Origin of the sequence: Calothrix sp. UHCC 0171 (assembly GCF_034931845.1) — a bacterium.
Taxonomy (GTDB): domain Bacteria; phylum Cyanobacteriota; class Cyanobacteriia; order Cyanobacteriales; family Nostocaceae; genus Brunnivagina.
Genome location: NZ_JAYGHN010000056.1, coordinates 1 through 23188 on the forward strand (window position 1 = coordinate 1; position 23188 = coordinate 23188).

At 40.1% G+C, this 23188-nt stretch carries 19 protein-coding genes and 1 pseudogene; 14 read left to right on the plus strand and 6 right to left on the minus strand.

From position 1 onward, the window contains the following. Positions 1–47: 47 nt before the first annotated feature. Positions 48–1400 (plus strand): pitrilysin family protein, encoded by a 1353-nt coding sequence (locus tag VB733_RS24980; RefSeq protein ID WP_323342754.1) that lies wholly within the window; start codon positions 48–50, stop codon positions 1398–1400. A gap of 107 nt (positions 1401–1507) precedes the next feature. Here VB733_RS24980 and VB733_RS24985 read toward each other — a convergent pair whose 3' ends face one another. After that, positions 1508–2254: an LOG family protein gene (locus tag VB733_RS24985; protein WP_323342755.1), complete on the minus strand. Its 747-nt coding sequence runs from the start codon at positions 2252–2254 to the stop codon at positions 1508–1510. A gap of 760 nt (positions 2255–3014) precedes the next feature. On the opposite strand from VB733_RS24985, the gene VB733_RS24990 reads away from it, so the two are divergent. Next, positions 3015–3878 (plus strand): fructosamine kinase family protein, encoded by an 864-nt coding sequence (locus VB733_RS24990; RefSeq protein ID WP_323342756.1) that lies wholly within the window; start codon positions 3015–3017, stop codon positions 3876–3878. Positions 3879–4072: 194 nt separating this feature from the next. Here VB733_RS24990 and pheS read toward each other — a convergent pair whose 3' ends face one another. Then, the gene (pheS, locus tag VB733_RS24995) at positions 4073–5074 is read right to left on the minus strand and encodes a phenylalanine--tRNA ligase subunit alpha (protein WP_323342757.1); all 1002 of its coding nucleotides are present in this window, start codon (positions 5072–5074) and stop codon (positions 4073–4075) included. Positions 5075–5506: 432 nt separating this feature from the next. Here pheS and surE point away from each other — a divergent pair, with 432 nt between their 5' ends. The 10 genes from surE to VB733_RS25045 all read left to right on the plus strand — a co-directional run bounded on the left by surE (position 5507) and on the right by VB733_RS25045 (position 18324). Further along, positions 5507–6313 (plus strand): 5'/3'-nucleotidase SurE, encoded by an 807-nt coding sequence (gene surE / locus VB733_RS25000; RefSeq protein WP_323342758.1) that lies wholly within the window; start codon positions 5507–5509, stop codon positions 6311–6313. Between the two features lie 328 nt (positions 6314–6641). Continuing rightward, positions 6642–7532, plus strand: a complete 891-nt coding sequence (locus tag VB733_RS25005) for an MBL fold metallo-hydrolase (RefSeq protein ID WP_323342759.1) — start codon at positions 6642–6644, stop codon at positions 7530–7532. A 163-nt stretch (positions 7533–7695) separates the two neighbouring features. Then, a complete protein-coding gene (locus VB733_RS25010; RefSeq protein ID WP_416336348.1) occupies positions 7696–8763 on the plus strand; it encodes a bifunctional riboflavin kinase/FAD synthetase in 1068 nt (355 codons plus the stop codon). A 145-nt stretch (positions 8764–8908) separates the two neighbouring features. Beyond that, complete coding sequence (locus VB733_RS25015) at positions 8909–9817, plus strand: MoxR family ATPase (protein WP_323342761.1); 909 nt, start codon at positions 8909–8911, stop codon at positions 9815–9817. Positions 9818–10412: 595 nt separating this feature from the next. Continuing rightward, positions 10413–10958: a cytochrome C gene (locus VB733_RS25020; protein WP_323342762.1), complete on the plus strand. Its 546-nt coding sequence runs from the start codon at positions 10413–10415 to the stop codon at positions 10956–10958. Between the two features lie 410 nt (positions 10959–11368). Then, positions 11369–14164 carry a preprotein translocase subunit SecA gene (secA, locus tag VB733_RS25025; RefSeq protein ID WP_323342763.1) on the plus strand — a complete coding sequence of 932 codons (2796 nt, stop codon included), beginning with the start codon at positions 11369–11371 and terminating at the stop codon, positions 14162–14164. 177 nt (positions 14165–14341) lie between these two features. Next, positions 14342–15010, plus strand: a complete 669-nt coding sequence (locus VB733_RS25030; RefSeq protein ID WP_323342764.1) for an SDR family oxidoreductase — start codon at positions 14342–14344, stop codon at positions 15008–15010. Positions 15011–15332: 322 nt separating this feature from the next. Further along, complete coding sequence (locus VB733_RS25035; protein ID WP_323342765.1) at positions 15333–15662, plus strand: low molecular weight protein tyrosine phosphatase family protein; 330 nt, start codon at positions 15333–15335, stop codon at positions 15660–15662. Between the two features lie 31 nt (positions 15663–15693). Beyond that, positions 15694–16458 (plus strand): RNA methyltransferase, encoded by a 765-nt coding sequence (locus VB733_RS25040; RefSeq protein ID WP_323342766.1) that lies wholly within the window; start codon positions 15694–15696, stop codon positions 16456–16458. A gap of 315 nt (positions 16459–16773) precedes the next feature. After that, complete coding sequence (locus VB733_RS25045) at positions 16774–18324, plus strand: serine hydrolase (RefSeq protein WP_323342767.1); 1551 nt, start codon at positions 16774–16776, stop codon at positions 18322–18324. Positions 18325–18802: 478 nt separating this feature from the next. Here the strand turns inward: VB733_RS25045 and VB733_RS25050 are convergent, their stop codons facing one another. Further along, on the minus strand, positions 18803–20272 hold the full coding sequence (locus VB733_RS25050) for a PLP-dependent aminotransferase family protein (RefSeq protein ID WP_323342768.1): 1470 nt from the start codon (positions 20270–20272) through the stop codon (positions 18803–18805). Between the two features lie 172 nt (positions 20273–20444). On the opposite strand from VB733_RS25050, the gene VB733_RS25055 reads away from it, so the two are divergent. Both VB733_RS25055 and VB733_RS25060 read left to right on the plus strand, forming a co-directional pair. Continuing rightward, on the plus strand, positions 20445–20918 hold the full coding sequence (locus VB733_RS25055; RefSeq protein ID WP_323342769.1) for a GNAT family N-acetyltransferase: 474 nt from the start codon (positions 20445–20447) through the stop codon (positions 20916–20918). Between the two features lie 60 nt (positions 20919–20978). Beyond that, positions 20979–21674 carry a pyridoxamine 5'-phosphate oxidase family protein gene (locus tag VB733_RS25060; RefSeq protein ID WP_323342770.1) on the plus strand — a complete coding sequence of 232 codons (696 nt, stop codon included), beginning with the start codon at positions 20979–20981 and terminating at the stop codon, positions 21672–21674. 4 nt (positions 21675–21678) lie between these two features. Here the strand turns inward: VB733_RS25060 and VB733_RS25065 are convergent, their stop codons facing one another. The 3 genes and pseudogenes from VB733_RS25065 to VB733_RS25075 form a co-directional block, all read right to left on the minus strand. Next, positions 21679–21876: a DUF4278 domain-containing protein gene (locus VB733_RS25065; RefSeq protein WP_323342771.1), complete on the minus strand. Its 198-nt coding sequence runs from the start codon at positions 21874–21876 to the stop codon at positions 21679–21681. 241 nt (positions 21877–22117) lie between these two features. Continuing rightward, positions 22118–22741 carry a nitroreductase family protein gene (locus tag VB733_RS25070; protein ID WP_323342772.1) on the minus strand — a complete coding sequence of 208 codons (624 nt, stop codon included), beginning with the start codon at positions 22739–22741 and terminating at the stop codon, positions 22118–22120. A gap of 177 nt (positions 22742–22918) precedes the next feature. Beyond that, positions 22919–23188, minus strand: a pseudogene (locus VB733_RS25075) (PBS lyase); the annotation flags it as partial.

Sequence of the window (23188 nt, forward strand, 5' to 3'; positions counted from 1 at the left end):
TTGTAACTTAGGTAAGATAAGAATGTAAGGAACCCGCGAACACCCGAATGACCTCCTCAACCCTGACGAAATTGCCTCGCCTCAATGCTCCTCAGCTGCATTATTTACCCAACGGATTGACAATAGTGGCAGAGCAAATGCCAGTTGATGCAGTAAACCTGAATTTGTGGCTGAATGTCGGTAGTTACGTAGAGCCAGATGCAATCAATGGTATGGCTCATTTCCTGGAACATATGGTATTTAAAGGAACTGAGCGGTTAGTTAGTGGAGAATTTGAGCGCCGGATTGAAGAACGGGGTGCAGTTACAAATGCTGCCACCAGCCAAGACTACACCCACTATCATGTCACTTGTGCGCCCCAGGATTTTGCCAAGTTAGCTCCATTACAAATAGACGTGGTGTTGAATCCCACAATTGCCGATGATGCTTTTGAACGGGAAAGATTAGTTGTTTTGGAAGAAATCAGGCGTAGTGAAGATAACCCTCGCCGCCGAGTATTTACACGGGTGATGGAATTAGGGTTTGCCAACTCACCTTATCAACGGGGGGTATTGGGGGAAGAGGGGGTGATTTGCCAACTTCAAGCCCAACAAATGCGAGATTTTCACGCCCATTGGTATCAACCTCAGTCCATGACTGCTGTGGTGGTGGGGAATTTACCTGTGGAGGATTTAGTTAGTATAGTTGCGGAAGGTTTTAGTGAATATGGCAATTGTCGAGATTTAAATCAAGAATTACATCAAGCATTAAATCAAAAATTCAGCCAACAACATAATCAACCATTTAGCATTTACAGCAATTATAAAAATTATCAAAGTGATGTTGTAGTTCCATTTACAGACATTTTCAGGCAAGAATATGTTGATGAAACATTACAGCAAGCAAGATTAATTCTCCTTTGGCGTGTTCCCGGTTTAAATCAATTAAATCAAACCTATGCGTTAGATATTTTGTCAGGGATTTTGGGACATGGACGCACATCAAGATTAGTTCGTGATTTGCGGGAAGAACGCGGACTAGTTTCACATATTGGTGCCAGTAATATGAATTTGCAAAAGCAAGGTTTATTTTATATTTCTGCCCAATGTGCAGTTGAAAATATTCCCGAAGTCGAAGTCGCAATCTTAGACAATATTCGCACTTTACAAACAGAATTAGTTAGCGAAGCCGAAATAAATCGCATCTGTAAAAAAGTCGCAAATCGCTTTATTTTTAGTAATGAAACACCAAGCGATCGCGCCAGCTTATATGGTTTTTATCAATCATTAATTGGTGACTTAGAACCAGCTTTTGATTACCCTATGCATATTCAAAGACAAGCAGCAGATGACTTGATGCAAGCGGCACAAGATTATTTGTCTCCTGATGCATATGGAGTTGTGGTTGTCAAGCCAAATTAGGCTCATCTGCACGGAGGTGGTTTGTCTGGGGGTGATATAAATTCATGCCTGGATTCAGCAGCCCCACCTTCATTATTCTTCCTAAATATCTAAACTAAAGCAAAACTCTAGATTTTGCATCCTTGCAACCATTGAGCATGATACTTACGTAAAACAGCCGTGGCTTCGGCAAAATTTTTGACACAGTAAGGGATTTTCATATCATCTGGACTGGCAAGTTGATGTTCAGTATTAATCATATATACTTCTGCCCAGTCAACTAATTCTGACCACATTTCCCCAACCATAATTAAGGGTTTGTCATATAATTTCCGAACTTGTAATAATTGCCAAATCATAAATGCTTCCAGTGCTGTACCAATACCACCAGGTACAACTACAAAAGCATTGGATAGTAAGACAAAGTGATGTAAGCGAGTAAAAAATGTCTGATGCTGATATAGTTGTTCGACGAAAGGATTAGGCTTTTGCTCAAAATCTAAATCTACACGAATACCAATCGAATTAGTTTTGTTTTGAATATCTGCAATCACACTACCTTCGTTAGCCGCTTGCATTAAGCCAGGACCACCACCTGTAACGATATCACAACCCATCATTGTCAGTTCACTGGCAAGTATTTTCACGCCATCATAGAGAGGACTATCGGCACGTAATCGAGCCGAACCAAAAATTGTCACCCGATAGCGATCGCACTGTGGAGGTTGTATGCTAGTTAAATTATTAACTACTTTCCAAAGTCCCAAAATCGATTCTTCAATTACTTGAAATGATTTTTCTGCATCGTAAATGCTCGGACTATTCGGTAAATTTAATACGCCGTAACCAGAATCCACGTTTTCACTTGCAGCCATTATTAAACCTCTGAGAGTTTTCGATTTTAGCAGTTTCTGATTCCAGACCTGTGTTTATTTCACATGAATTATCAAAATAAATTATGTATATCATGTATGTATTTCTATATTCAATTCGATGACTACTTAACCTGAGTTCGGGTTAAGAATTTTGTTTTAATTTGAACTAAGAAGCTTTGCAATTCGTCGCTCCCCAAAATTTTTGTATTTCTTATTTGGAGGGGGCTTGGGGGACGCAACCGTCCCCCAATTGGGGGTTTGGGGGAGAATCCCCCAATTCTTGGTTTTAGCTGCCAAAACAGAAAAAATATCAGTTAGATTCAAGGGATTGTGCTGAGAATTTGAACAAATTAACATCATAAACCCCATCTCAGCTTATCCCGAACTCAGGTTACTTATTTAGGGAAAAAATTAAAAGTTAAGGTTCTTCATTACTTGTTATGCTAAAAAGTCCACAAAAGATTCCATAACCCTTGCTGGGCAAGAAAAGTAGCTTTTTTATATCAAGATTTGAAGCTTGGCGATAAAATCTAAGCTCCAACTTTCCAAAAGCCTTGATTTTAAAGGCAAAAACCTGAATTTAGGTTAACTTTCAGCATCACAACTACGGAAGAGCCAAAGTTAATAATATTTAAGTTTTATTAGGAAATAATTTAATCGACATCATTTTAGTCTTATAAACTGTAAAAAAATTACATCATTAATTGCTAATCTTAAACCTGCAATCTCAAATCCCAAATACCAAATCCCAAATCCAAACATGTGGACTGAAATTGACTCCCGTATCAGCCAAGTAACAAATAACCAATTTGAAACCCTGCAAAAAAAATCAGTTAGTGGCGGTTGTATTAACCAAGGTTATGCCATTTCTAACGGTCAGCGTACATACTTTGTTAAACTCAATCAAGCCTCCCAAATTGCTATGTTTGAAGCTGAGGCATTAGGTTTACAACAAATCCTTGACAGCAAAACTATTCGCGTCCCCAAGCCTTTATGTTGTGGAATTGCAGAAAATTCCTGTTACCTTGTTTTGGAATGGTTAGAAATGGGCAGAGGTAATAGCAAATCTTGGGAATTAATGGGAAAAAAACTAGCAGCAATGCATAAATTCACCAATCAAAAAGGTTTCGGTTGGTATGTAAATAACACCATTGGCTCAACTCCCCAGATTAATACCCGCATAGATAATTGGAGCGAATTTTATATTCAGAATCGCTTGAAGTTTCAATTTCGATTGGCAAAAAGTAAAGGTGGACGTTTTCCCCAGGCGGAAGCATTAATGGTAGTGATACCAGAATTATTAGCAGAACACAAACCTCAAGCATCCTTAGTTCATGGTGACTTGTGGGGAGGAAATGCAGGTTTTACCGTACAGGGAGAACCTGTAATTTTTGATCCAGCTATTTATTATGGAGATAGGGAAGTTGATATTGCTATGACCGAATTATTCGGCGGCTTTCCTGGGGAATTTTATCGTGGTTACAACGAAGTGTTCCCCTTAGATTCAGGTTATGAGTTTCGCAAAACGCTGTATAACCTTTATCATATTGTCAATCACTTCAATTTATTTGGTGGTAGCTACGAATTCCAGGCAAATCGGATGATTTCTCAACTATTACGATGAGTCTTAAATCTGAAAGTGGAAAATTGAGCGATCGCAAATCTAGATACTATCCTGCATTTATTTGGACGTAAATAACTCCAAATTTTGTCGTTAAGAGAAACCGGGTTGACATTACATGGTAAGAAGCCCGGTTTCTTCAGCCCAAATATTAAGTTAATTTAACTTAACTTAAATTAAATCAACCATTCACCCATCTAAAACTGCTGTAAAAAACGTAAGTCGCTCGAATACAAACGACGGATATCATCCATTTGGTGCAAAACCATTGCAAAGCGTTCGACACCAAAGCCCGCAGCAAAACCAGTATACAGTTCCGGGTCATAACCAACAGATTTCAGTACATTTGGGTCAACCATACCGCAACCCATCACTTCCAACCAGCGTCCATTCCACTGCAAATCTACTTCCGCACTGGGTTCCGTAAATGGGAAATAGCTAGCCCGGAAACGAATTGGTAAATCACCAAACATATCTTGCAAAAATACCTTAATTGTGCCTTTAAGGTCAGTAAAAGTTAAACCTTCATCGATCGCCAAAAGTTCGATTTGATGAAATACTGCTGAGTGGGTAGCATCAACAGTATCACGACGATAAACCCTGCCAGGGGCAACAACTCGTACTGACGGTTCTTCGGCTTCCATGTAGCGAATTTGCACAGAAGAAGTATGCGTCCGCAACAGGTTGCCATCCGGTAAATAGAAGGTATCCTGCATATCACGAGCCGGATGGTCGGCGGGTGTATTCAGTGCCTCAAAGTTATAATAATCACTTTCCATTTCTGGACCCTGGGCGACTGTGTAACCCATGCCGACGAAAATGTCTAAGGCACGGTCAATAATACCATTCAGGGGATGAACACGACCTTGGGGAAGAAAAATTCCCGGCATTGTCACATCTAAGGTTTCCGCCTCCAACTGTGCCTGAATTTTTGCAGTTTCCAGAGCTTGACGTTGCTGTTCGAGACTGGTTTGTAGTGCTTCCTTAACTGTATTCGCGATCGCGCCAATTTTGGGCTTTTCCTCAGGTGGAAGTTTGCCCATACTACCGAGAATTACCGATAGTTGACCCTTTTTGCCTAGATAGCTAACGCGCAACTCCTCCAAGCGTTCGAGGGTATCGGCTTGGGATATTGCCCCTTCCCCATCTGTTCGCAATGCCAAAAGTTGAGCCTCTAAATTACTTTGTCCGTTGCTCATGCTCGTTGGTTAACAATAATTTTTAATTAATACAGCAGTTAATTGGACTGTGATGTTGACGTGAATCTTGCCACCGGAGAGTATGCCCATGGCAAAGTTCGTAAGTCTAGAAGCTAATTAACAAACATTTATAGGTTCCAGCATTGCTGAGTCTACTACATTTTCAGCCTCCTGTGCTGAATCGAGCGATCGCATCTCGGCAAAATACTCCATCAGTTTTTTTGTCCACACACCCACATATTCAATATTTTCGGCAGCATCACATTTTAATTTACTAATGTCACGAAATAGACAACTACCGTAAGGAGTATAATTAATCAGTGCATATTAATCGTGTTTCTGACTCGGCAGCAATTTTTGCATCCTAATTTACGTACCAATATCATCACCATGATATTCCTCTCCCAAAAAATTAGAACCTTGAAGAACTAGATGAAACTGTTGATTAGCAACGACGATGGAGTTTCGGCTTTGGGTATCCGTACTTTAGCCAATACCCTAGCAGCAGCAGGACACGAAGTAACAGTTGTTTGTCCAGATCGAGAACGTTCAGCAACTGGACATGGGCTGACTTTGCACCAACCAATTCGTGTAGAAATAGTTGAGTCTCTATTTCATCCATCGATTCAAGCTTGGGCTTGTGATGGCACTCCTTCCGATTGCGTCAAGCTAGCGCTGTGGGCTTTGCTAGATTCGCCTCCAGATTTAGTATTATCTGGGATTAACCAAGGTGCGAATGTGGGTACAGAGATACTTTATTCGGGAACCGTTTCGGCAGCAATGGAGGGTGTAATTGAAGGTATTCCCAGTATCGCCTTTAGTTTAACCAGCCATAAACTCAAAGAATTTCAGCCAGCAGCAGATTTTGCCAAAAACTTGGTGGCGCAATTAGCCGATAATCCATTACCGGAATTAATGCTCTTGAATGTCAATGTCCCTGCGGTTCGACAAGAAGAAATTGCTGGAGTTGCGATTACACGTCAAGGCGTGCGTCGCTATATAGATGTTTTTGACAAACGGATTGACCCACGTGGTAAAACTTATTACTGGTTAACCGGAGAAGTGCTGGAAGATATTGAACCACCAATCGGGTTAAACTTACCACAAGATATACCAATAGATGTACATGTTATCCGTGATAACTACATCAGTATTACCCCCTTGCACTACAATCTCACCTATACTACCGCGTTAACTCGATTACCAAAATGGGAATTGAAGTATCCTTTACTGGATTAAGGTTATTTGTCTTTTATCCTTTTTCCTTTTTCAGTAACCAACACCCAATTTCCTCATATGCATGATAGAAAAATTTAGGCTATAACGTAGTAGCAGTTATAAAAGTTACTTGAATTAAATTACTTTGTATCTGTATTCTGTATAAAGTCAATCATGCCTTCATGTACCTTACAATTGCCGTTTATTTGGTATAACTGTCATAAAAAACAGGCATTACTACCAGTAAATACCCAAAACTACCATCCATTTTCAAGACAGAATCAACTGAAGCCGAAAATTAACACAATTACATTTTTGGATCGCCCACTCAGTCCAGCAAGCAACACCCATGTCTAGGATAGAGAAACAATTTAATGTGCATTTTTGGGGCGTTCGTGGCAGCATCCCCTGTCCAGGACCAAATACAGTCCGTTACGGCGGTAACACCCCTTGCGTTGAGATGCAAGTGGGCGGTAAACGTTTGGTTTTTGATGGTGGCACAGGGCTGCATGTCTTGGGGCAATCTTTATTGCGCCAAATGCCGGTCGAAGCGCATATCTTTTTTACCCATTCCCACTGGGACCATATGCAAGGATTTCCTTTTTTTACCCCAGGTTTTGTCAAAGGAAATCGTTTTTGTATTTATGGGGCGATCGCACCTGATGGTTCTACTATCGAGCAACGTCTCAATGACCAAATGTTGCATCCTAATTTTCCTGTTCCTCTACAAATTATGCAGGCGGACTTGGATTTTTACGATGTCACACCAGGAGAAGCAATCAAAATTGGCGATATCACTGTAGAAACTGCGCCTCTGAACCATCCAGGTGAGGCAGTTGGATATCGAGTTAACTGGCGTGGTGGTGCAGCTGTTTACGTTACCGATACCGAACATTATCCTGATCGACTTGATGAGAATATTTTGTGGTTAGCGCGTAACGCTGATATTCTTATCTATGATTCCACCTACACCGATGAAGAGTATCATTCTCCCCAATTTCCCAAAATTGGCTGGGGGCATTCTACATGGCAGGAAGCAGTTAAAATCGCCAAAGCCGCCAATGTGAAAACTCTAGTAATTTACCATCACGACCCTGCCCATGGCGACGACTTTTTGGATAATGTCGGCGTACAAGCAAAAAACAAATTTCCCGGAGCCATCATGGCTAAGGAAGGAATGGTACTTCAGGTGCCAGTTTCTGTACCCTTATCAGAAACTATTCCTCTTAGTCATATCTAAAATCTGCCCAAATACCAAAATCACAGTCGAAGCAATTCTAGATTTTAGATTAGATTGGTGATTGAGAGGATTAAGCTTTTAGTAGTTATTTGCTGATTAGCTATGAGGCAATCACAAATGACGAAAGCCAATATCTCAATAAACCTAAAATCCCAGAATTGACGTGCTAAATCTGTCTCCAAATGGGTGTTCCGTGTGGGTTACTTCTGCAACTGAATTAGCTTTAACGCCTGCTGCTGTGGCACTTGGCAAGTTTGACGGCTTGCATCGCGGACATCAGCAGGTAATTCAACCTATCTTGAAAGCAGGGAAAGGCGATGAAGGGCAGGATTTATTAATTTCTCCAACTTCTCCAATTTCCCCTGCCCATCGAGACAAGCACGTATACTCTACTGTTGTCACCTTTAACCCCCATCCCCAAGAATTTTTTAGCGGTAAACCTCGTGCTTTGCTTACCCCCCTGGATGAAAAAGTGCAACATTTGCGATCGCTAGGGGTTGAGCAACTAGTGCTATTACCTTTTGATCGTGAATTATGCTCACTGACACCTGAAGAGTTTGTCGCCAAAATCTTGGTGGAGCAACTTCAAGTTACCCAAATCAGTATTGGGTATGACTTTCATTTTGGTTCGCAACGTAGCGGTACTGCCCAGGATTTACAAATTATTGCTGCCAGATATAATATCCCGGTTGCGATCGTTCCTCTGGCAACTGAAGATAGTAACTCCTCATCTGTATCCACTGTATCCACATTCCCAGAAGTCATTAGCACCTCATTCATTCGCGAAGTTCTGGCAAGCGGTGATACTCAACGTGCTCAACAGCTTTTGGGTAGACCATATACCCTTACTGGAACCGTCATTCACGGGCAAGAACTGGGTCGAACTATTGGTTTCCCCACTGCTAACCTCAAATTGCCTAAAGACAAGTTTTTGCCGCATTTGGGAGTCTATGCGGTTCGCGTCTTCATGATCAATGATACATCAGCAGAGCTAACGCCACTGGCTCTGGGGGTGATGAATATTGGCAACCGTCCAACTGTTAATGGCAGCAGTATCACAGTTGAGGTACATCTATTTGATTGGTCTGGCGATTTATACGGGAAAACCCTCACAGTCCAACTCGAAAAATTTATCCGCCCCGAAAGCAAATTCTCTTCTCTAGAAGCCCTCAAAAACCAGATTCGTCAGGATTGCACCGCCACAAAAGTTTTTTTTGGTACGGAGTGTTAATTTCTCCCAGTTCCGGGAACACTGTATATAAGACTCAAGAAGTAAAGTCAGGGTACGGTCACAAGCCGTGCCTTTATTTATGAATGATTATTGGTTACTGGAAATTGACAAGATGAAGAGCCAATAACAAATAACACATTGGTATATGAGAGAAAAAATTGACGCATTAACGCAAAATTTAGCGCAAACCATCGTTGGTAAACATGATGCAATCCGCTTGGTATTAGTTGCCTTGCTCGCTGGGGGACATGCGCTCCTCGAAGATGTTCCTGGTGTTGGTAAAACCCTGTTAGCAAAATCCTTGGCTCGTTCTATCGACGGCAAATTTCAACGCCTACAATGCACTCCCGATTTACTCCCCACTGATATTACTGGCACGAATATTTGGAACCCCAAAAGTGGAGAATTTAACTTTTTGCCAGGACCAGTGTTTGCCAATGTCCTACTTGCAGATGAAGTTAACCGGTCGACACCCCGTACCCAGTCTGCACTACTCGAAGTCATGGAAGAATACCAGGTGACAGTTGATGGTGTGTCGCGTCCTGTACCATCACCATTTTTTGCGATCGCAACTCAAAATCCTGTGGAGTACCAAGGGACTTTTCCGTTACCGGAAGCTCAAATGGATCGGTTTATGCTTTCTCTGAGCTTGGGTTATCCTTCGGAAGCTGAAGAATTGCAAATGCTACAACGTCAACAGGAAGGGGTGAAGATTGAAGCTCTACAGCCTTGCATTACTTTGGAGGAACTGCAACAACTACGCCAAATCTGTGCCAAAGTCAAAGTTGATGCATCCTTACAACAATATATTCTGGAACTGGTACGGACGACTCGCTACGACGAAGAAGTAACTCTCGGTGTCAGTCCTCGTGGTACTGTGGCGCTGCAAAAGGCTACTCAAGCTTTTGCTTTTCTCCTGGGACGCGATTACGCTATTCCTGATGATGTCAAGTTCTTGGCTCCACACGTACTTTGCCATCGCCTCATCCCCATTGGCGGTAGAAAGTCCCGCACTATTATGGAAAGGTTGTTAAGGTCTGTTCCTATTCCCTAACTCTCTACAATTGATTTGGAATTTGGGATTTTAGTGATTAGTGATTGATTCCGGTGCGTTAAAGCACGACGCACCATTTTTAAATTCAGAAAACGATTCAAATGTCAATATGCACATTACGATTTGTAAACGTTTAGCTGTCCAATTTTTGCCACAAACTGCTTCGCTGCTTACTTCTTTTTGGAATCAATTGATAGTTAACTTAGGTAAATAGACGTAATTACAGGCACTTGCGGTTTTAGGCAGTCAACTTTTTGCCAAAAACAATATACGTCGCCAAAGACTATGAAAAATCATACCGTGGCTGCAAAGTATTGTCAATTCGTAAATTATTGAGAATAATGTCAATAATTACTGGAAATGTAACGGAACATATTCTTGAGTGAATAATTGTAATTTTAAAAATTAAATCAATTGTGCAAAGAATACTCTGTTTAGCTTATATTTCCATCAATTTTTAAAGTGAGGTAATTTTAAAGAAACTATCTATATTGAGATGATAGAGATTCTTTGAGATAACCCTTAACTCACAAAAGTTAGTATTAATCCAAATCAAGGCAAAATTCTGAAACCTAAAAACACCTGGATGTGGGGCATGTTTAATTTCGTCAACAACAAAGTATTAAGGCGACAGCAAATAAAATACCAACCAATCGGACTGGTATTAGTTGTTTTAGTTTGGAGTCTAGCAATGGGACTATTCCTGTCTCAGGCAAGCACCGCCCAAACAGCAACCACAACACCCACATCAATTGGAACAGTTGACGTAGTTCCCGCACAGTACAAGCTCGGACAAGAACTGTATTTAGAAAATTGTTCAACTTGTCACATTGCCATCCCCCCAGCAGTTTTTCCCACCCAAACCTGGAAAAACTTACTTCAAGACAGCCAACATTACGGCGCACAGTTACAACCCCTCATTGACCCACCTCGGATTTTAGTTTGGCGATATCTGTCCACATTCTCGCGATCGCAACAACCTAACCAACAAATCCCTTATCGGTTCGCCAATTCACGCTACTTTCAAGCCTTACACCCACAAGTGAAATTACCACGACCCATCCAAGCAAGTAGCTGCGTCACTTGCCATCCTGGTGCCAGTAATTACAATTTTCGTAGTCTCTCAAAAGAATGGGAATAGGGAAGTAGAGGGGGTGACGCGGAGAGGAAGAGGGAAAATATTTTCATATAATCTGATATCTGAAATCTTCGCTGATATATCTCCATGTCTCCATACCCCAGTCGGGATATCGCTACCTATGCATGGAGGGGTTCCTGACAAGCTTTGGGGACAAAATGATACTATAAAAAAGTCTGATTATAAATTTTGCTTTAATAGCAGTAATTTAGTAAATTGATTGGCTTGTATTTTTTCTGTTTTTGGTTTAATTCCTTATTTCTCCTGCTTTCTCAGAGTGATGGCAGCTACTCAAAAGTGAGTATCGCACCTACGAATGCTTTGGTGGAAATCAGTGTTTATAATCATATAGCTCAGTCTCATCGCCAAAATTTCTCAGCCCTATTCTTTTGTTTTAGTCGAACATAAACACCATGCTAAAAACCTTGTTGGGCGACCCCAACGCTCGTAAGCTGAAAAAGTACCAACCTTACATTACAGAAATTAATCTCTTTGAAGAAGAAATTAAAGCCCTTTCTGATGAGGAATTGAAGGGTAAAACCGCAGTATTTAAACAACGCTTTGCCAAAGGCGAATCTTTGGATGATATCCTTCCCGAAGCTTTTGCGACTGTTCGAGAAGCCGGACGACGAGTGCTGGGTTTGCGTCACTTTGACGTGCAAATGCTGGGTGGTGTGATTCTGCATACAGGGCAAATTGCCGAAATGAAGACGGGTGAGGGCAAAACCCTGGTGGCAACGCTGCCGAGTTATTTAAATGCTTTAAATGGTAAGGGTGTACATGTAATTACAGTTAACGATTATCTTGCTCGTCGTGATGCTGAATGGATGGGGCAAGTGCATCGTTTCTTGGGCTTGAGCGTTGGTCTCATCCAACAAAGTATGACTCCGCAGGAGCGGAAGAAAAACTACGACTGCGATATTACTTATGTAACTAACAGTGAAATTGGTTTTGATTACCTACGCGATAATATGGCGACTGACATCAAAGATGTGGTGCAGCGTCCTTTCAATTACTGTGTAATTGACGAAGTTGACTCAATTTTAATTGATGAGGCACGGACTCCGTTGATTATTTCTGGGCAGGTTGAAAGACCGACTGAGAAATATTTAAAAGCCGCGACAATTGCCAATGCCCTGAGGAATGATGACCATTACGAGGTCGATGAGAAGGCGCGAAATGTACTTTTGAGTGATGAAGGTTTTGCGGAAGCGGAAAAATTGCTCGAAGTCACTGACCTGTTTGACCCAGAAGACCCTTGGGCGCATTTTATCTTCAATGCGATTAAAGCCAAAGAATTATTTCGCAAAGATGTTAACTATATTACCCGTGGCGGCGAAGTCGTCATCGTTGATGAATTTACCGGTCGGGTGATGCCAGGAAGGCGTTGGAGTGATGGTTTACACCAAGCAATTGAAGCCAAAGAACGCTTGGAAATTCAGCCAGAGACACAAACATTAGCAACGATTACTTATCAAAATTTGTTTTTGTTATACCCGAAACTAGGTGGAATGACGGGTACAGCGAAAACAGAAGAAGCCGAATTTGAGAAAATTTACAAGTTGGAAGTGACAATCATCCCCACCAACCGTACCAGGTTGCGGAAAGATTTGTCAGATATGGTGTTTAAAACCGAAGCAGGAAAATGGCGCGCGATCGCTAAAGAATGTGGAGAGATGCACGAACTCGGTAGACCGGTGTTGGTGGGTACAACCAGCGTGGAAAAATCGGAGTATCTCAGCCAGTTGCTCAAGCAAATGGAAATTCCCCACGAATTACTCAATGCTCGCCCCGAAAACGTAGAAAGGGAAGCAGAAATCGTCGCCCAAGCTGGACGAGGAGGAGCCGTCACCATTGCCACAAACATGGCAGGTCGAGGAACGGATATTATTCTGGGTGGTAATGCCGAATATATGGCAAGGTTAAAGGTACGGGAATACTTTATGCCGCGTATTGTCCAACCCGAAGATGAAGATGAATTTAGCGTCCAGCGTGCTTCTGGTTTGCCAAGCGGACATGGTGGTGGTGGGCAAGGATTTGTCCCTGGGAAAAAGGTGAAAACTTGGCGTGTGTCTCCAGAAATTTTTCCGACGCGAATTTCTGCGGAAACAGAGGCACAATTAAAACAAGCCGTGGAATCTGCCGTACGCGAGTATGGGGAACGCAGTATGCCGGAATTGGAAGCTGAAGAGAAAATCGCCGTCGCCGTCGAAAAAGCCCCCACCGATGACCCGATTATTCAGCATTTGCGCGATGCTTACAACCAAATTAAGCAGGAATACGAAGGATTTACCAAGCGTGAACATGACGAGGTGGTAAACAAAGGTGGTTTACATGTAATTGGTACTGAACGTCACGAATCACGGCGGATTGACAACCAGTTACGGGGACGTGCCGGACGACAAGGAGACCCTGGAACCACACGTTTCTTCCTCAGTTTAGAAGATAACTTGATGCGAATTTTTGGAGGCGATCGTGTTGCCTCGTTAATGAATGCCTTCCAGGTAGATGAAGATATGCCAATCGAGTCAGGGATGTTAACTCGCAGTTTGGAAGGGGCGCAAAAAAAAGTCGAAACCTACTACTACGATATTCGGAAACAGGTATTTGAGTATGACGAGGTGATGAATAACCAACGTCGTGCTATTTATGCTGAACGTCGCCGGGTATTAGAAGGGCAAGATTTGAAGGAACAGGTAATTAAGTACGCCGAAAAAACGATGGATGACATCGTCGATTACTACATCAATATTGATTTGCCTTCGGAAGAGTGGGAACTGGATAAATTAGTGGAAAAAGTGAAGGAGTTTGTTTATTTACTATCAGATTTGCAATCAGAACAGTTAATAGACATGTCGGTGACTGAAATTAAGGCATTCTTACATGAACAGGTACGCATTGCCTACGATATGAAGGAAGCTCAAATCGATCAAATTCAAGCTGGTTTAATGCGTCAAGCCGAACGCTTCTTTATTTTGCAGCGTATTGACACCTTATGGCGGGAACATTTGCAAGCGATGGATGCTTTGCGGGAGTCGGTAGGTTTACGTGGTTACGGACAAAAAGACCCGTTAATTGAGTATAAGAGCGAGGGTTACGAGTTATTCTTGGATATGATGACGAATATTCGTCGTGATGTCGTTTATTCGTTGTTTATGTTCCAACCGCAGCCGCAGCCAGCAATGGAAACTTCATCGGAACTGGTGTAGGTTTTTAATCCCAATCTTCAGCAGAGGCGCAAAGAGAAAAACTTGCGTCTTTGCGTTTTTTTGGTGGTGTCAGTTGAGTTTGTCAATCGTAAATATAAATGGCAAATTCCCATCCCCAACAATTATTCGATGATTCAATAGAAACAGTAACAAATAGCAGATAATAAAACTCGAAAAATGACAAAATCTATACTTTTAGCTGGTGGAAGTCGTGGCGTTGGCAGAGAAATTGCTAAATGTCTGAGATTACAAAATTATCAGGTTAAAGCAATTTTAAGGACAGAAGCATCTCGTTCAGAACTGGAAGCAATGGGAATTGAAGTAGTTTTGGGAGATGCAATGAATGGGGAAGAAATTGAGCGGGTAGTATTAGCTAATGAGTCGATTGATATTTTTGTGAGTACAATTGGTGGTTTACCTCAAGACACTGTCAAACCAGATTATTTGGCTAACAAAAACCTCATAGATGTAGCTAAAAAAACAGGTGCGAAAAAATTTGTTTTGGTAACATCAATTGGTACTGGAAATAGTGTACCTGCCCTTTCTCCACAAGCATTAGCAGCTTTACAACCCGTATTAATTGAAAAAGACAAAGCTGAACAGCATTTAATCAGTAGTGGACTGAGTTACACAATTATTCGTCCAGGTGGTTTAAAGTCAGAACCAGCGACAGGAAATGGTATTTTAACTGAAGATATTAGGGTTGTTGGTAGTATTCATCGTGCTGATGTTGCAGATTTAGTTTGTCGTGTTTTAAATTCAGACCTGGCTGATAATAAGATTTTATCAGCCGTCGATAAAAATATGTTGTTTGGACAAATTGATTTTGAAGTATTTAACTGTTAGTTTTTAGGTATTTTTGAATTTTTTACTGAAATCAGGCGATCGCAAATAAATATATCAAAATATATTTCAACAAATATTTAAGAGAACTTTGTTATTGATTTAGTTTTCTTGATAATGAAGTTGAAGGATTATATTTGTATTTATCTGTATTTTTTACCGCTTATTTATACTGGATTTGATAGTACATCCAGGCAAAATAAAGAAAGCCAATATTCTTAGCTTTTAAGCCATTTTATAGACGCGGAGAGGCTTCCCGCAGGGTATGGTAGCTTCATTTCCACCGAAATGTACTAGTAAGATACTGTATAACAAACAATAAAAAATGAAAAAACTTTTATTTATATGCAGTCAAAATAAATTGCGAAGTCCAACAGCAGAAGCGATATTTTCTGAATATCCCAATTTGGAAGCTGAATCTGCTGGCTTAAACCATGATGCGGAAGTACCTGTTTCCCCAGAAGCGATTGAATGGGCTGATATGATTTTTGTGATGGAAAAAGTACATCGTCAGAAATTATCTCAAAAATTTCAGCCTTTTCTGAAGGGGAAGCGAATTATTTGTTTGGATATACCAGATGAATACGATTATATGAATGCTGATTTAATTAAAATTTTGAAAAGTAAAGTCTTAGCAATTTTGGGGACATACTAACATATCGTCAGTAAATATAATAATTGATTTAATGCTTGTATCAGAAGTCAGGATTATATTAGTAGAACCTGCGGGCGCTTTAAATGTTGGTTCCGTTGCCAGGGCAATGAAAAACTTTGGACAACATCAACTGATTTTAGTCAACCCTCGATGTGACTATTTAGGTGAGGAAGCCAAATTAATGGCAGTCCATGCTCAGGATATTTTAACATCTGCTGTAGTTGTCACCAGCTTGCCAGAAGCTTTACAGGGATGCAAACGTGCGATCGCCACTACGGGTATTAATCATGACTGGGATGCCCCCCTGGAATCTCCCCGTACTGCTTTCCCTTGGTTATTAGAATCGGTGGGACAACCTAGTGCTTTGATTTTTGGTAGGGAAGATAGGGGATTAAGCAACCAAGAATTGAATTATGCCCAGAAATTTGTGCGTATTCCCTCCAGTAGTGAGTATGCATCACTGAATTTAGCTGCTGCTGTTGGTATCTGTTGTTACGAACTCTCACAAATAGCTGATTTGTCATTTGGCTCAGACATGAATATAACTGGGGATAAAAATAAACATTCCTCACCGGAGTCAGAATTAGCACATTTAGATATTGTCGAATCCTATTATCAGCAGTTAGAATTGCTACTGCTTCAGATTGGTTATTTATACCCCCATACGGCTGCGAGTCGCATGGAAAAGTTGCGACAGCTTTATAACAGAGCGGAATTACGAACTAGAGAATTATCTATGTTGAGAGGAATGTTGCGACAGATAGAATGGGCAATAGGTAGTAAAAGTCACGAGTAAGGCTTGTAAATTATGGGATTAAATTATGTAGCCACTTTCCCACCCAAATTAAATAATATGGCTTACACTAAACAAACAAAATGCTACAAATGCGATGATAAACAACTGCTCTTTCGGAGCATTGTCATTTATTTTTAACAACATATTATTTTTAGGCTGATGTGCAACTCTCTTGGAGAAGACAAAAACGTAGAATCATGATAGTGCAATTCTCACAGCCCACATCCAATATACAAATTAAATACGCAACAGCTTAAATATATCTTTGGCTTGGGGAATTGGTAGAAAGTTCAGTTGAGTGGTTAACAAGGAGTAATGGTGTCAGATTCAAGTTACAAATTAACAACTTCGTCACGACGTAAACCCGTTAGCCGTCGTCAGCAAGTGCGCCCAGTCAAAAAAAGTGGACAAAACCAAGCTCAGGCAATTCAAAAAGTACAACCCGGACGTACAAAAGTTAATCCCAATGGGATGACTCGTGTACCTGTAGTCAGAAAGCGTGTGGTAACTTCGACTGCAAAGTCTGTAACTGCATCTAACCTCAAGGGAACAATCCCTCCTTTTAATCCCCAAACTGTCAAAGTCAAATCGGTACGGGTAGGCAAAAAGCCATTATCTCGGAGAACGATTGTGGCTCGGAAAACGCGCTTGAAACCAATGGCGCGCAATATTTTATATGCTTTGCGTTTGCTGATTGTTGGCGTGGGATTGGGTGCAATTGTCGGTACGGCACTATCTGTTTTAGATCCAACAACGAGATTAAATCCTGTAAGTACCACGAACAACCCAACTACAAATTCTCCCCAAACCCAACAAGCTCAATCTCCTGGCAATGCTGCTGGTTTAGTTTTGTCGCAAGAAATACCCACGCTGCGTACCTCCATACAAAGTCTAGCGGCAGCTAGCCCCAATCTCACTCCAGGTGTGTTTATTGCCGATATCGATACTGGTAGTTATGTAGATTTTAACGGCGGTGCCATGTTCTCAGCCGCCAGTACAATCAAAATTCCCATTATTGTGGCTTTTTTCCAAGATGTGGATGCCGGGAAAATTCGTCTTGACGAAACAATGGCTAGCACTAAAACCACAATCGCCACTGGTTCAGGAGATATCCAGTATAAACCTGTGGGGACTAGCTATAGTGCCCTGGAAGTTGCCACTAAAATGATTACCATTAGTGACAACACAGCAACTAATATGCTGATTGAGCGCTTGGGAGGAATAGAAGTATTGAATCAGCGTTTTCGCAGTTGGGGATTAAATACAACTGTGATTCGCAATCTCTTACCCGACATCGAAGGAACAAATACCGCCACCCCCAAAGAATTAGCCCACTTGATTGCCGTTGTCACTAAAGGTAACTTAGTCAGTATGCAATCACGCGATCGCATTCTCGATATTATGCGTCGGACAGTGAAAGACAATTTATTACCATCTGGTTTAAGTGAAGGTGCAACTATTGCCCATAAAACGGGTGAAATTGGGGCAATTTTAGCTGATGTAGGTTTAGTAGACTTGCCCACAGGTAAGCGCTATATCGCTGCGGTGATGATACAGCGTCCGAGAAATGATGCCAGTGCCGAAAAGTTAATTAGTTCGATTTCCCGTGCAGCTTATCAACAATTTAGTCAAGGTGGAATAATTCCCGGTAATATTCCCAATAATCCTACCCCTACAAATCCGACTTCCAATCCGGTGACAACTCCCTCACTTACCAACCCAAATACAAACCTCATTCCCCAAACAAGTTATCAATCACCAATCGGGAATCCAATTCCCAATAGTTTTGGCAATAGCATACCACCTAGCAACTTTTATCAATCACCTGTTATTAATCCTCAATATACTTACCCTTATCAACGTTAATTGTCAGTTAGTCAGATGCAGCAGAATACAGTAAAAAAGACTGCCTACTCATAGCCGAGTCTGGCAGCCAATTGATGTATTCCACCTCCAGGATATCAAATTCTTGTTTAATTTTCGGTTTAATTAATTCTTCTTAAAAGTGAATTTTTAAATTTATTTTTTGAGTTCATCTTGATAGCTATAGATGATTTGAATATGCATAATCAAATACAAAGTTAATGATTTCAAGCTGTTGACATAGTTACAAATTTATTCGCGATCGCATTTCATCATCAGTACTGAAACAGATTTCATTTTAGATAATGTAGAGAGTCTAATTATCTTGCTGTGTCACATCAATAACTAATGAGGAATTATTTTGCTGACTCAAAGTCATAAATTGAAATTCAAACTTCCAAAAAATAGGGTTTATACAGTCTAAAATTTAGATACTAAATCATCTCTAAAATAACTTATTACTCGTCCATATTCAGAATATTTATCCTTTAATTACTTGTGTAAGTCGATAAACTCCTTCAACTAGTTTTTCTTCGTCTAGCTCTCCATAACCAAATATAAATTCCCCAGAAGCATTGGGGTTAAGATATTGGCTAGAAGCTGACATCATTCCTACTCCCAATTTCGCTGCATCTTGAATAATTTCATCATCACTCATATTTGTATTTAACCGTACCATGACATGTAAGCCCGCCTTATCGCCTAAAATTTCGACACTTTCACCAAAGTTAAATTTTAGGGATTTGACGAGAACTTGGCGACGATAATCATAGAGCGATCGCATTTTCCGAATATGTCGTTCTAAATGTCCTTCGGCAATAAAATCAGTTAGTACCTGCTGTTCTAAAATCGGTAAATGTCTGTCATTCAACCATTTTGCACGAGCAAAAATAGTTACTAAATTCTTGGGAAGAACTAAATAACCAATTCGTAATGAAGGAAATAAGACTTTAGAAAATGTTCCTACATATAATACAGAATCTTGGTTATCTAGCCCTTGTAAAGCGGGAATTGGTCGATCCCCATAACGATATTCGCTGTCATAATCATCTTCAATAATCAGTGAGCCAGTTTGTGATGCCCAATTCAGTAATTCTAAACGTCGAGGTAATGATAAAATTGCACCTGTGGGAAACTGATGTGAGGGAGTGATGTAAACAAGTCGGATATTATCCTTTTCAAGCGAGTGAACCAATTTATTGATAACTAAACCTGACTCATCAACAGCTATTGGTAATAACTTTGCTCCATATGCTTGAAAGATTAATCTCGCGCTCAGATAGCCCGGTTCCTCCAAAGCAATAATATTACCAGGTTCAATCAAAAGACGCATAATCAAATCTAGTGCTTGCTGTGTACCATTAGTAATTAATACCTGTTCTGGTTCACAATTAATCCCACGTACACGAGAAATATAAATTGCGATCGCCTCTCGTAATGGTTTATAACCTAGAGGTTCGATTGAATAATCTAGCCATTCTAAACTTGTATTACAGTATTTATCAAGTAGCTTTTTCCATAATTTTAGTGGAAATTTATTCAATGCGGGACGACCATAACGAAAGCTAATTTCTAATTGTTTCTCATTCAGAATCGGGACATTTTTTGTCTGCAAAAGATTCATTCCATACTCAGAAAATTTGATTTTTGAACTGCTATTTTTTTCTGTATATTCAACTGGCTGCGAATCGAATAAATCATCGGGAAGCTGAGTACAAATATATGTTCCCGAACCAATAACAGTTTCTAGATATCCTTCACTCAGAAGTTGTTCGTAACTTTGTGTCACTGTACTGCGGGAGACTCCCAAGGCTTTCGCCATTTCGCGTGTTGAAGGAATACGTTTCCCTGGTGGCAATTTTCCGCACAAAATAGCTTGACGGACTTCTTCATAAATTTGTTGATGAAGTGGCAAGGGGGAATGATTATCTAGGGTAATTAGTAAATCCATACTCAATACGTAGCACTGAAAACTGAAAAAGTGGACTGGTAATAAATTATCAAAGTGGCTCTTGTCAAAGACCACTTGGGAAATTAATCTTTAAATGTATTGTTGAAGAGTAAGTATTCTTCAAATTCTCTGATATTTAGAGATTATTTGTTGAGTTAGATTCCAAATCAAAATGCAACAATCAATCATTATTCAAGAAGCGAAATCAGAACAAGATATATTAATTGCTGAACACTTTTACAAAATGTGGCTTGATATTGGTATTCCCAAAGATGCTATAGAAGATAATTACCAGATGATTATTATTCAGTTTATCGAAAATGCACGTCAAAAGCTATGTTATAAAAGTTTTTTAGCAGAAATTGATGGTTTAATTGTTGGTTCGGTAAGTTGTCAATTATATGCAGGGTTATATCCAAACGTAATTAAATTTAATTGTCGCCAATTTGGTTATATTTGGGGTGTTTATGTTGAGCCTGAATATCGTAGACAAGGCATTGCTAATAACTTAACGAATACAGCAATTGAGTATTTAAAAACTATTGGCTGCACAAGGGTTATTTTAAATGCGTCTCCCGCAGGTAAATCTGTTTATCAAAGTCTTGGTTTTGTTGAAAGTAATGCAATGTATTTAGATTTAAGTTAGATGTACTTCATCTAGTTGAACTTTAATTAGATTCATTAAATTGAACTTAAAGAGGTAATCATGAATAATTTTGAAAGTGAAAACGAACAGGAAAAATTGACCACAACGCAACGCAGTCAAATAAAAAGAATCCCGCAACGTGGTAATTACGATCGCGAAACGATTTACCACATATTAGATGAGGGTTTAGTATGTCATGTGGGATTTGTTGTCGATACGCAACCGTTTGTAATTCCCACTGCATATGGAAGAGTCAACGATAAACTCTACATCCACGGTTCCCCAGCAAGTAGGATGTTACGCTCATTAATTCATAGTATTGAAGTCTGCGTTACTATCACCTTACTTGATGGTTTAGTATTAGCGCGATCGGCTTTTCACCATTCAATGAATTACCGTTCTGTTGTGATATTTGGACAGGCTGAAATCGTCAGCAATAGTGATGAAAAACTGACTGCACTGCAAGCATTTACTGAACATGTGATGCGAGGAAGATGGAATGATGTGCGCCAACCAAATCTTCAGGAGTTACAAGGTACAATGGTACTTTCATTGCCTTTAACTGAAGCATCAGCAAAGATACGAACAGGTTTACCAATTGATGATGAAGCTGATTACAATTTACCTGTTTGGGCAGGTATTTTACCTTTGCAATTATTAGCAGGTAATTCTATTCCTGATTCTCAATTATCAAAGGATATTGCCTTACCTGCCTATGTAAAAAATTACGATCGCCTGCAATCGGTTGTCGATTAAATTGTTATCCCACATTGCGTATATAACTGATACCACGATATTTCAAACAAGATGATGGTGATTTAGTTTTCGTACCCAGATAATTAACTATCTTGTTGATTTTGTAGCTTACTCCTCGATACATGGCTGTACCTTCGCTGTTATCTGTATCTGATTCAACGGCACGAGATTGATAGGAAATTCCTCGGTAACAAAGTTGCATAGCTTGACTCCTAAGATAACTTTAGATATTGTCAAAAATTGTTTTGTTGTTTTGGCGATCGCTAATTATGTCATAGAGTTTGGGTTGCCTCGTTTATGCACTAATACAGCTTAAATTTGCCCAAAAATATCTGTAGAGACGTAAAATCCCTACGTCTCCACACACCACAATCTTGCGGCATTGCTTGTAAATAAAGCGTATTCGGTTATGCACTAGGAAATGTTATGTTTTGTAACGCTGATTACAAAATTGTAGAAACCTGGTTCCATTTCCCAGAAAAGACAAAATTTTCCAAAGACTTGCGATCGCGTTTAGCGGATTCTCGTTGTTGCAATTTTTCTGAAAGGTTTGTGGAATCTCCCAAATAACCTAATGCGATCGCGGCGACAGGTGCATATCCATCAGGGATATCATAGATTTTCCTGGCTTTATCGACATCGAAACCAGCCATTTGGTGGATAAATAGTCCTTCAGCAGTTGCTTGCATTGTCATTTGAGCAGATGCAGCACCAACATCATGGAAAGCATGGCGATTTTCTACGCCATTATGTTCAAAATATAGCTTGGCGACGGACAGCATTAATACTGGAGCATTTTTTGCCCATTCTTGATTACCTTCTGCCAAGCAACTCAATAAATTTTCAAATTCGGCTTGATTACCTTTGGTAGCAATAATAAAATTCCAGGGTTGCTCATTGTAGGAAGAAGCAGCCCATCGTGCGGCTTCTAAGACGGTACATATTTTTTCTCGTTCAACCATTTGACTGGAGAAAGCTACAGGACTCCAGCGTGCTGAGAGTAATGCGTGAATGCGGTACTCAGTATGAGCCAATTTTCGGCTTGTAATATTATTAAGTCGTTGCATAGAAACTTGCCTGTTGAAATTGTTGGACTTAAATTATTGCCATATCTAAATAATTTATTCATCCTCATACAAAAGGTAAGTGCTGCGACTTCTGAAAACGTCTATCTTGGGAATGAAAGTTTTTTAGTTATGTTCGTTGATGTTGTCTAATATATAGATATGCAATTCTAGCTGAAATTAGGGTATAAGGGATTGTGTTGAAGGAACCACCCCAGTTAACTTACTCAATTTTTGGGGAACAAAATCAGCATCTTTGGCATTACTAATTTGTGATAAATAACAATCTGCAACAGCAATTAAAAATCCCTTGATTCCATCTTGATGATTATTTTTTAGTAAATCTTCGGCTTTTTTCAAGAAATGCGATCGCCATTTACCTTCATTATTTTCATACATTTCCACTAGATACAATCCCGCTAAATATTCAGCTAAGGGGTCAAGACAGAA

What these genes read in the sequence shown, in the direction of transcription:
- secA (WP_323342763.1), top strand. Translation starts at nt 11,369, where the DNA reads ATGCTAAAAACCTTGTTGGGCGACCCCAACGCTCGTAAGCTGAAAAAG.
- VB733_RS25050 (WP_323342768.1), bottom strand. Translation starts at nt 20,272, where the DNA reads ATGGATTTACTAATTACCCTAGATAATCATTCCCCCTTGCCACTTCAT.
- VB733_RS25005 (WP_323342759.1), top strand. Translation starts at nt 6,642, where the DNA reads ATGTCTAGGATAGAGAAACAATTTAATGTGCATTTTTGGGGCGTTCGT.
- VB733_RS24985 (WP_323342755.1), bottom strand. Translation starts at nt 2,254, where the DNA reads ATGGCTGCAAGTGAAAACGTGGATTCTGGTTACGGCGTATTAAATTTA.
- VB733_RS25040 (WP_323342766.1), top strand. Translation starts at nt 15,694, where the DNA reads ATGCTTGTATCAGAAGTCAGGATTATATTAGTAGAACCTGCGGGCGCT.
- VB733_RS25055 (WP_323342769.1), top strand. Translation starts at nt 20,445, where the DNA reads ATGCAACAATCAATCATTATTCAAGAAGCGAAATCAGAACAAGATATA.
- surE (WP_323342758.1), top strand. Translation starts at nt 5,507, where the DNA reads ATGAAACTGTTGATTAGCAACGACGATGGAGTTTCGGCTTTGGGTATC.
- VB733_RS24990 (WP_323342756.1), top strand. Translation starts at nt 3,015, where the DNA reads ATGTGGACTGAAATTGACTCCCGTATCAGCCAAGTAACAAATAACCAA.
- pheS (WP_323342757.1), bottom strand. Translation starts at nt 5,074, where the DNA reads ATGAGCAACGGACAAAGTAATTTAGAGGCTCAACTTTTGGCATTGCGA.
- VB733_RS25030 (WP_323342764.1), top strand. Translation starts at nt 14,342, where the DNA reads ATGACAAAATCTATACTTTTAGCTGGTGGAAGTCGTGGCGTTGGCAGA.
- VB733_RS25070 (WP_323342772.1), bottom strand. Translation starts at nt 22,741, where the DNA reads ATGCAACGACTTAATAATATTACAAGCCGAAAATTGGCTCATACTGAG.
- VB733_RS25015 (WP_323342761.1), top strand. Translation starts at nt 8,909, where the DNA reads ATGAGAGAAAAAATTGACGCATTAACGCAAAATTTAGCGCAAACCATC.
- VB733_RS25035 (WP_323342765.1), top strand. Translation starts at nt 15,333, where the DNA reads ATGAAAAAACTTTTATTTATATGCAGTCAAAATAAATTGCGAAGTCCA.
- VB733_RS25020 (WP_323342762.1), top strand. Translation starts at nt 10,413, where the DNA reads ATGTTTAATTTCGTCAACAACAAAGTATTAAGGCGACAGCAAATAAAA.
- VB733_RS24980 (WP_323342754.1), top strand. Translation starts at nt 48, where the DNA reads ATGACCTCCTCAACCCTGACGAAATTGCCTCGCCTCAATGCTCCTCAG.
- VB733_RS25065 (WP_323342771.1), bottom strand. Translation starts at nt 21,876, where the DNA reads ATGCAACTTTGTTACCGAGGAATTTCCTATCAATCTCGTGCCGTTGAA.
- VB733_RS25045 (WP_323342767.1), top strand. Translation starts at nt 16,774, where the DNA reads ATGGTGTCAGATTCAAGTTACAAATTAACAACTTCGTCACGACGTAAA.
- VB733_RS25060 (WP_323342770.1), top strand. Translation starts at nt 20,979, where the DNA reads ATGAATAATTTTGAAAGTGAAAACGAACAGGAAAAATTGACCACAACG.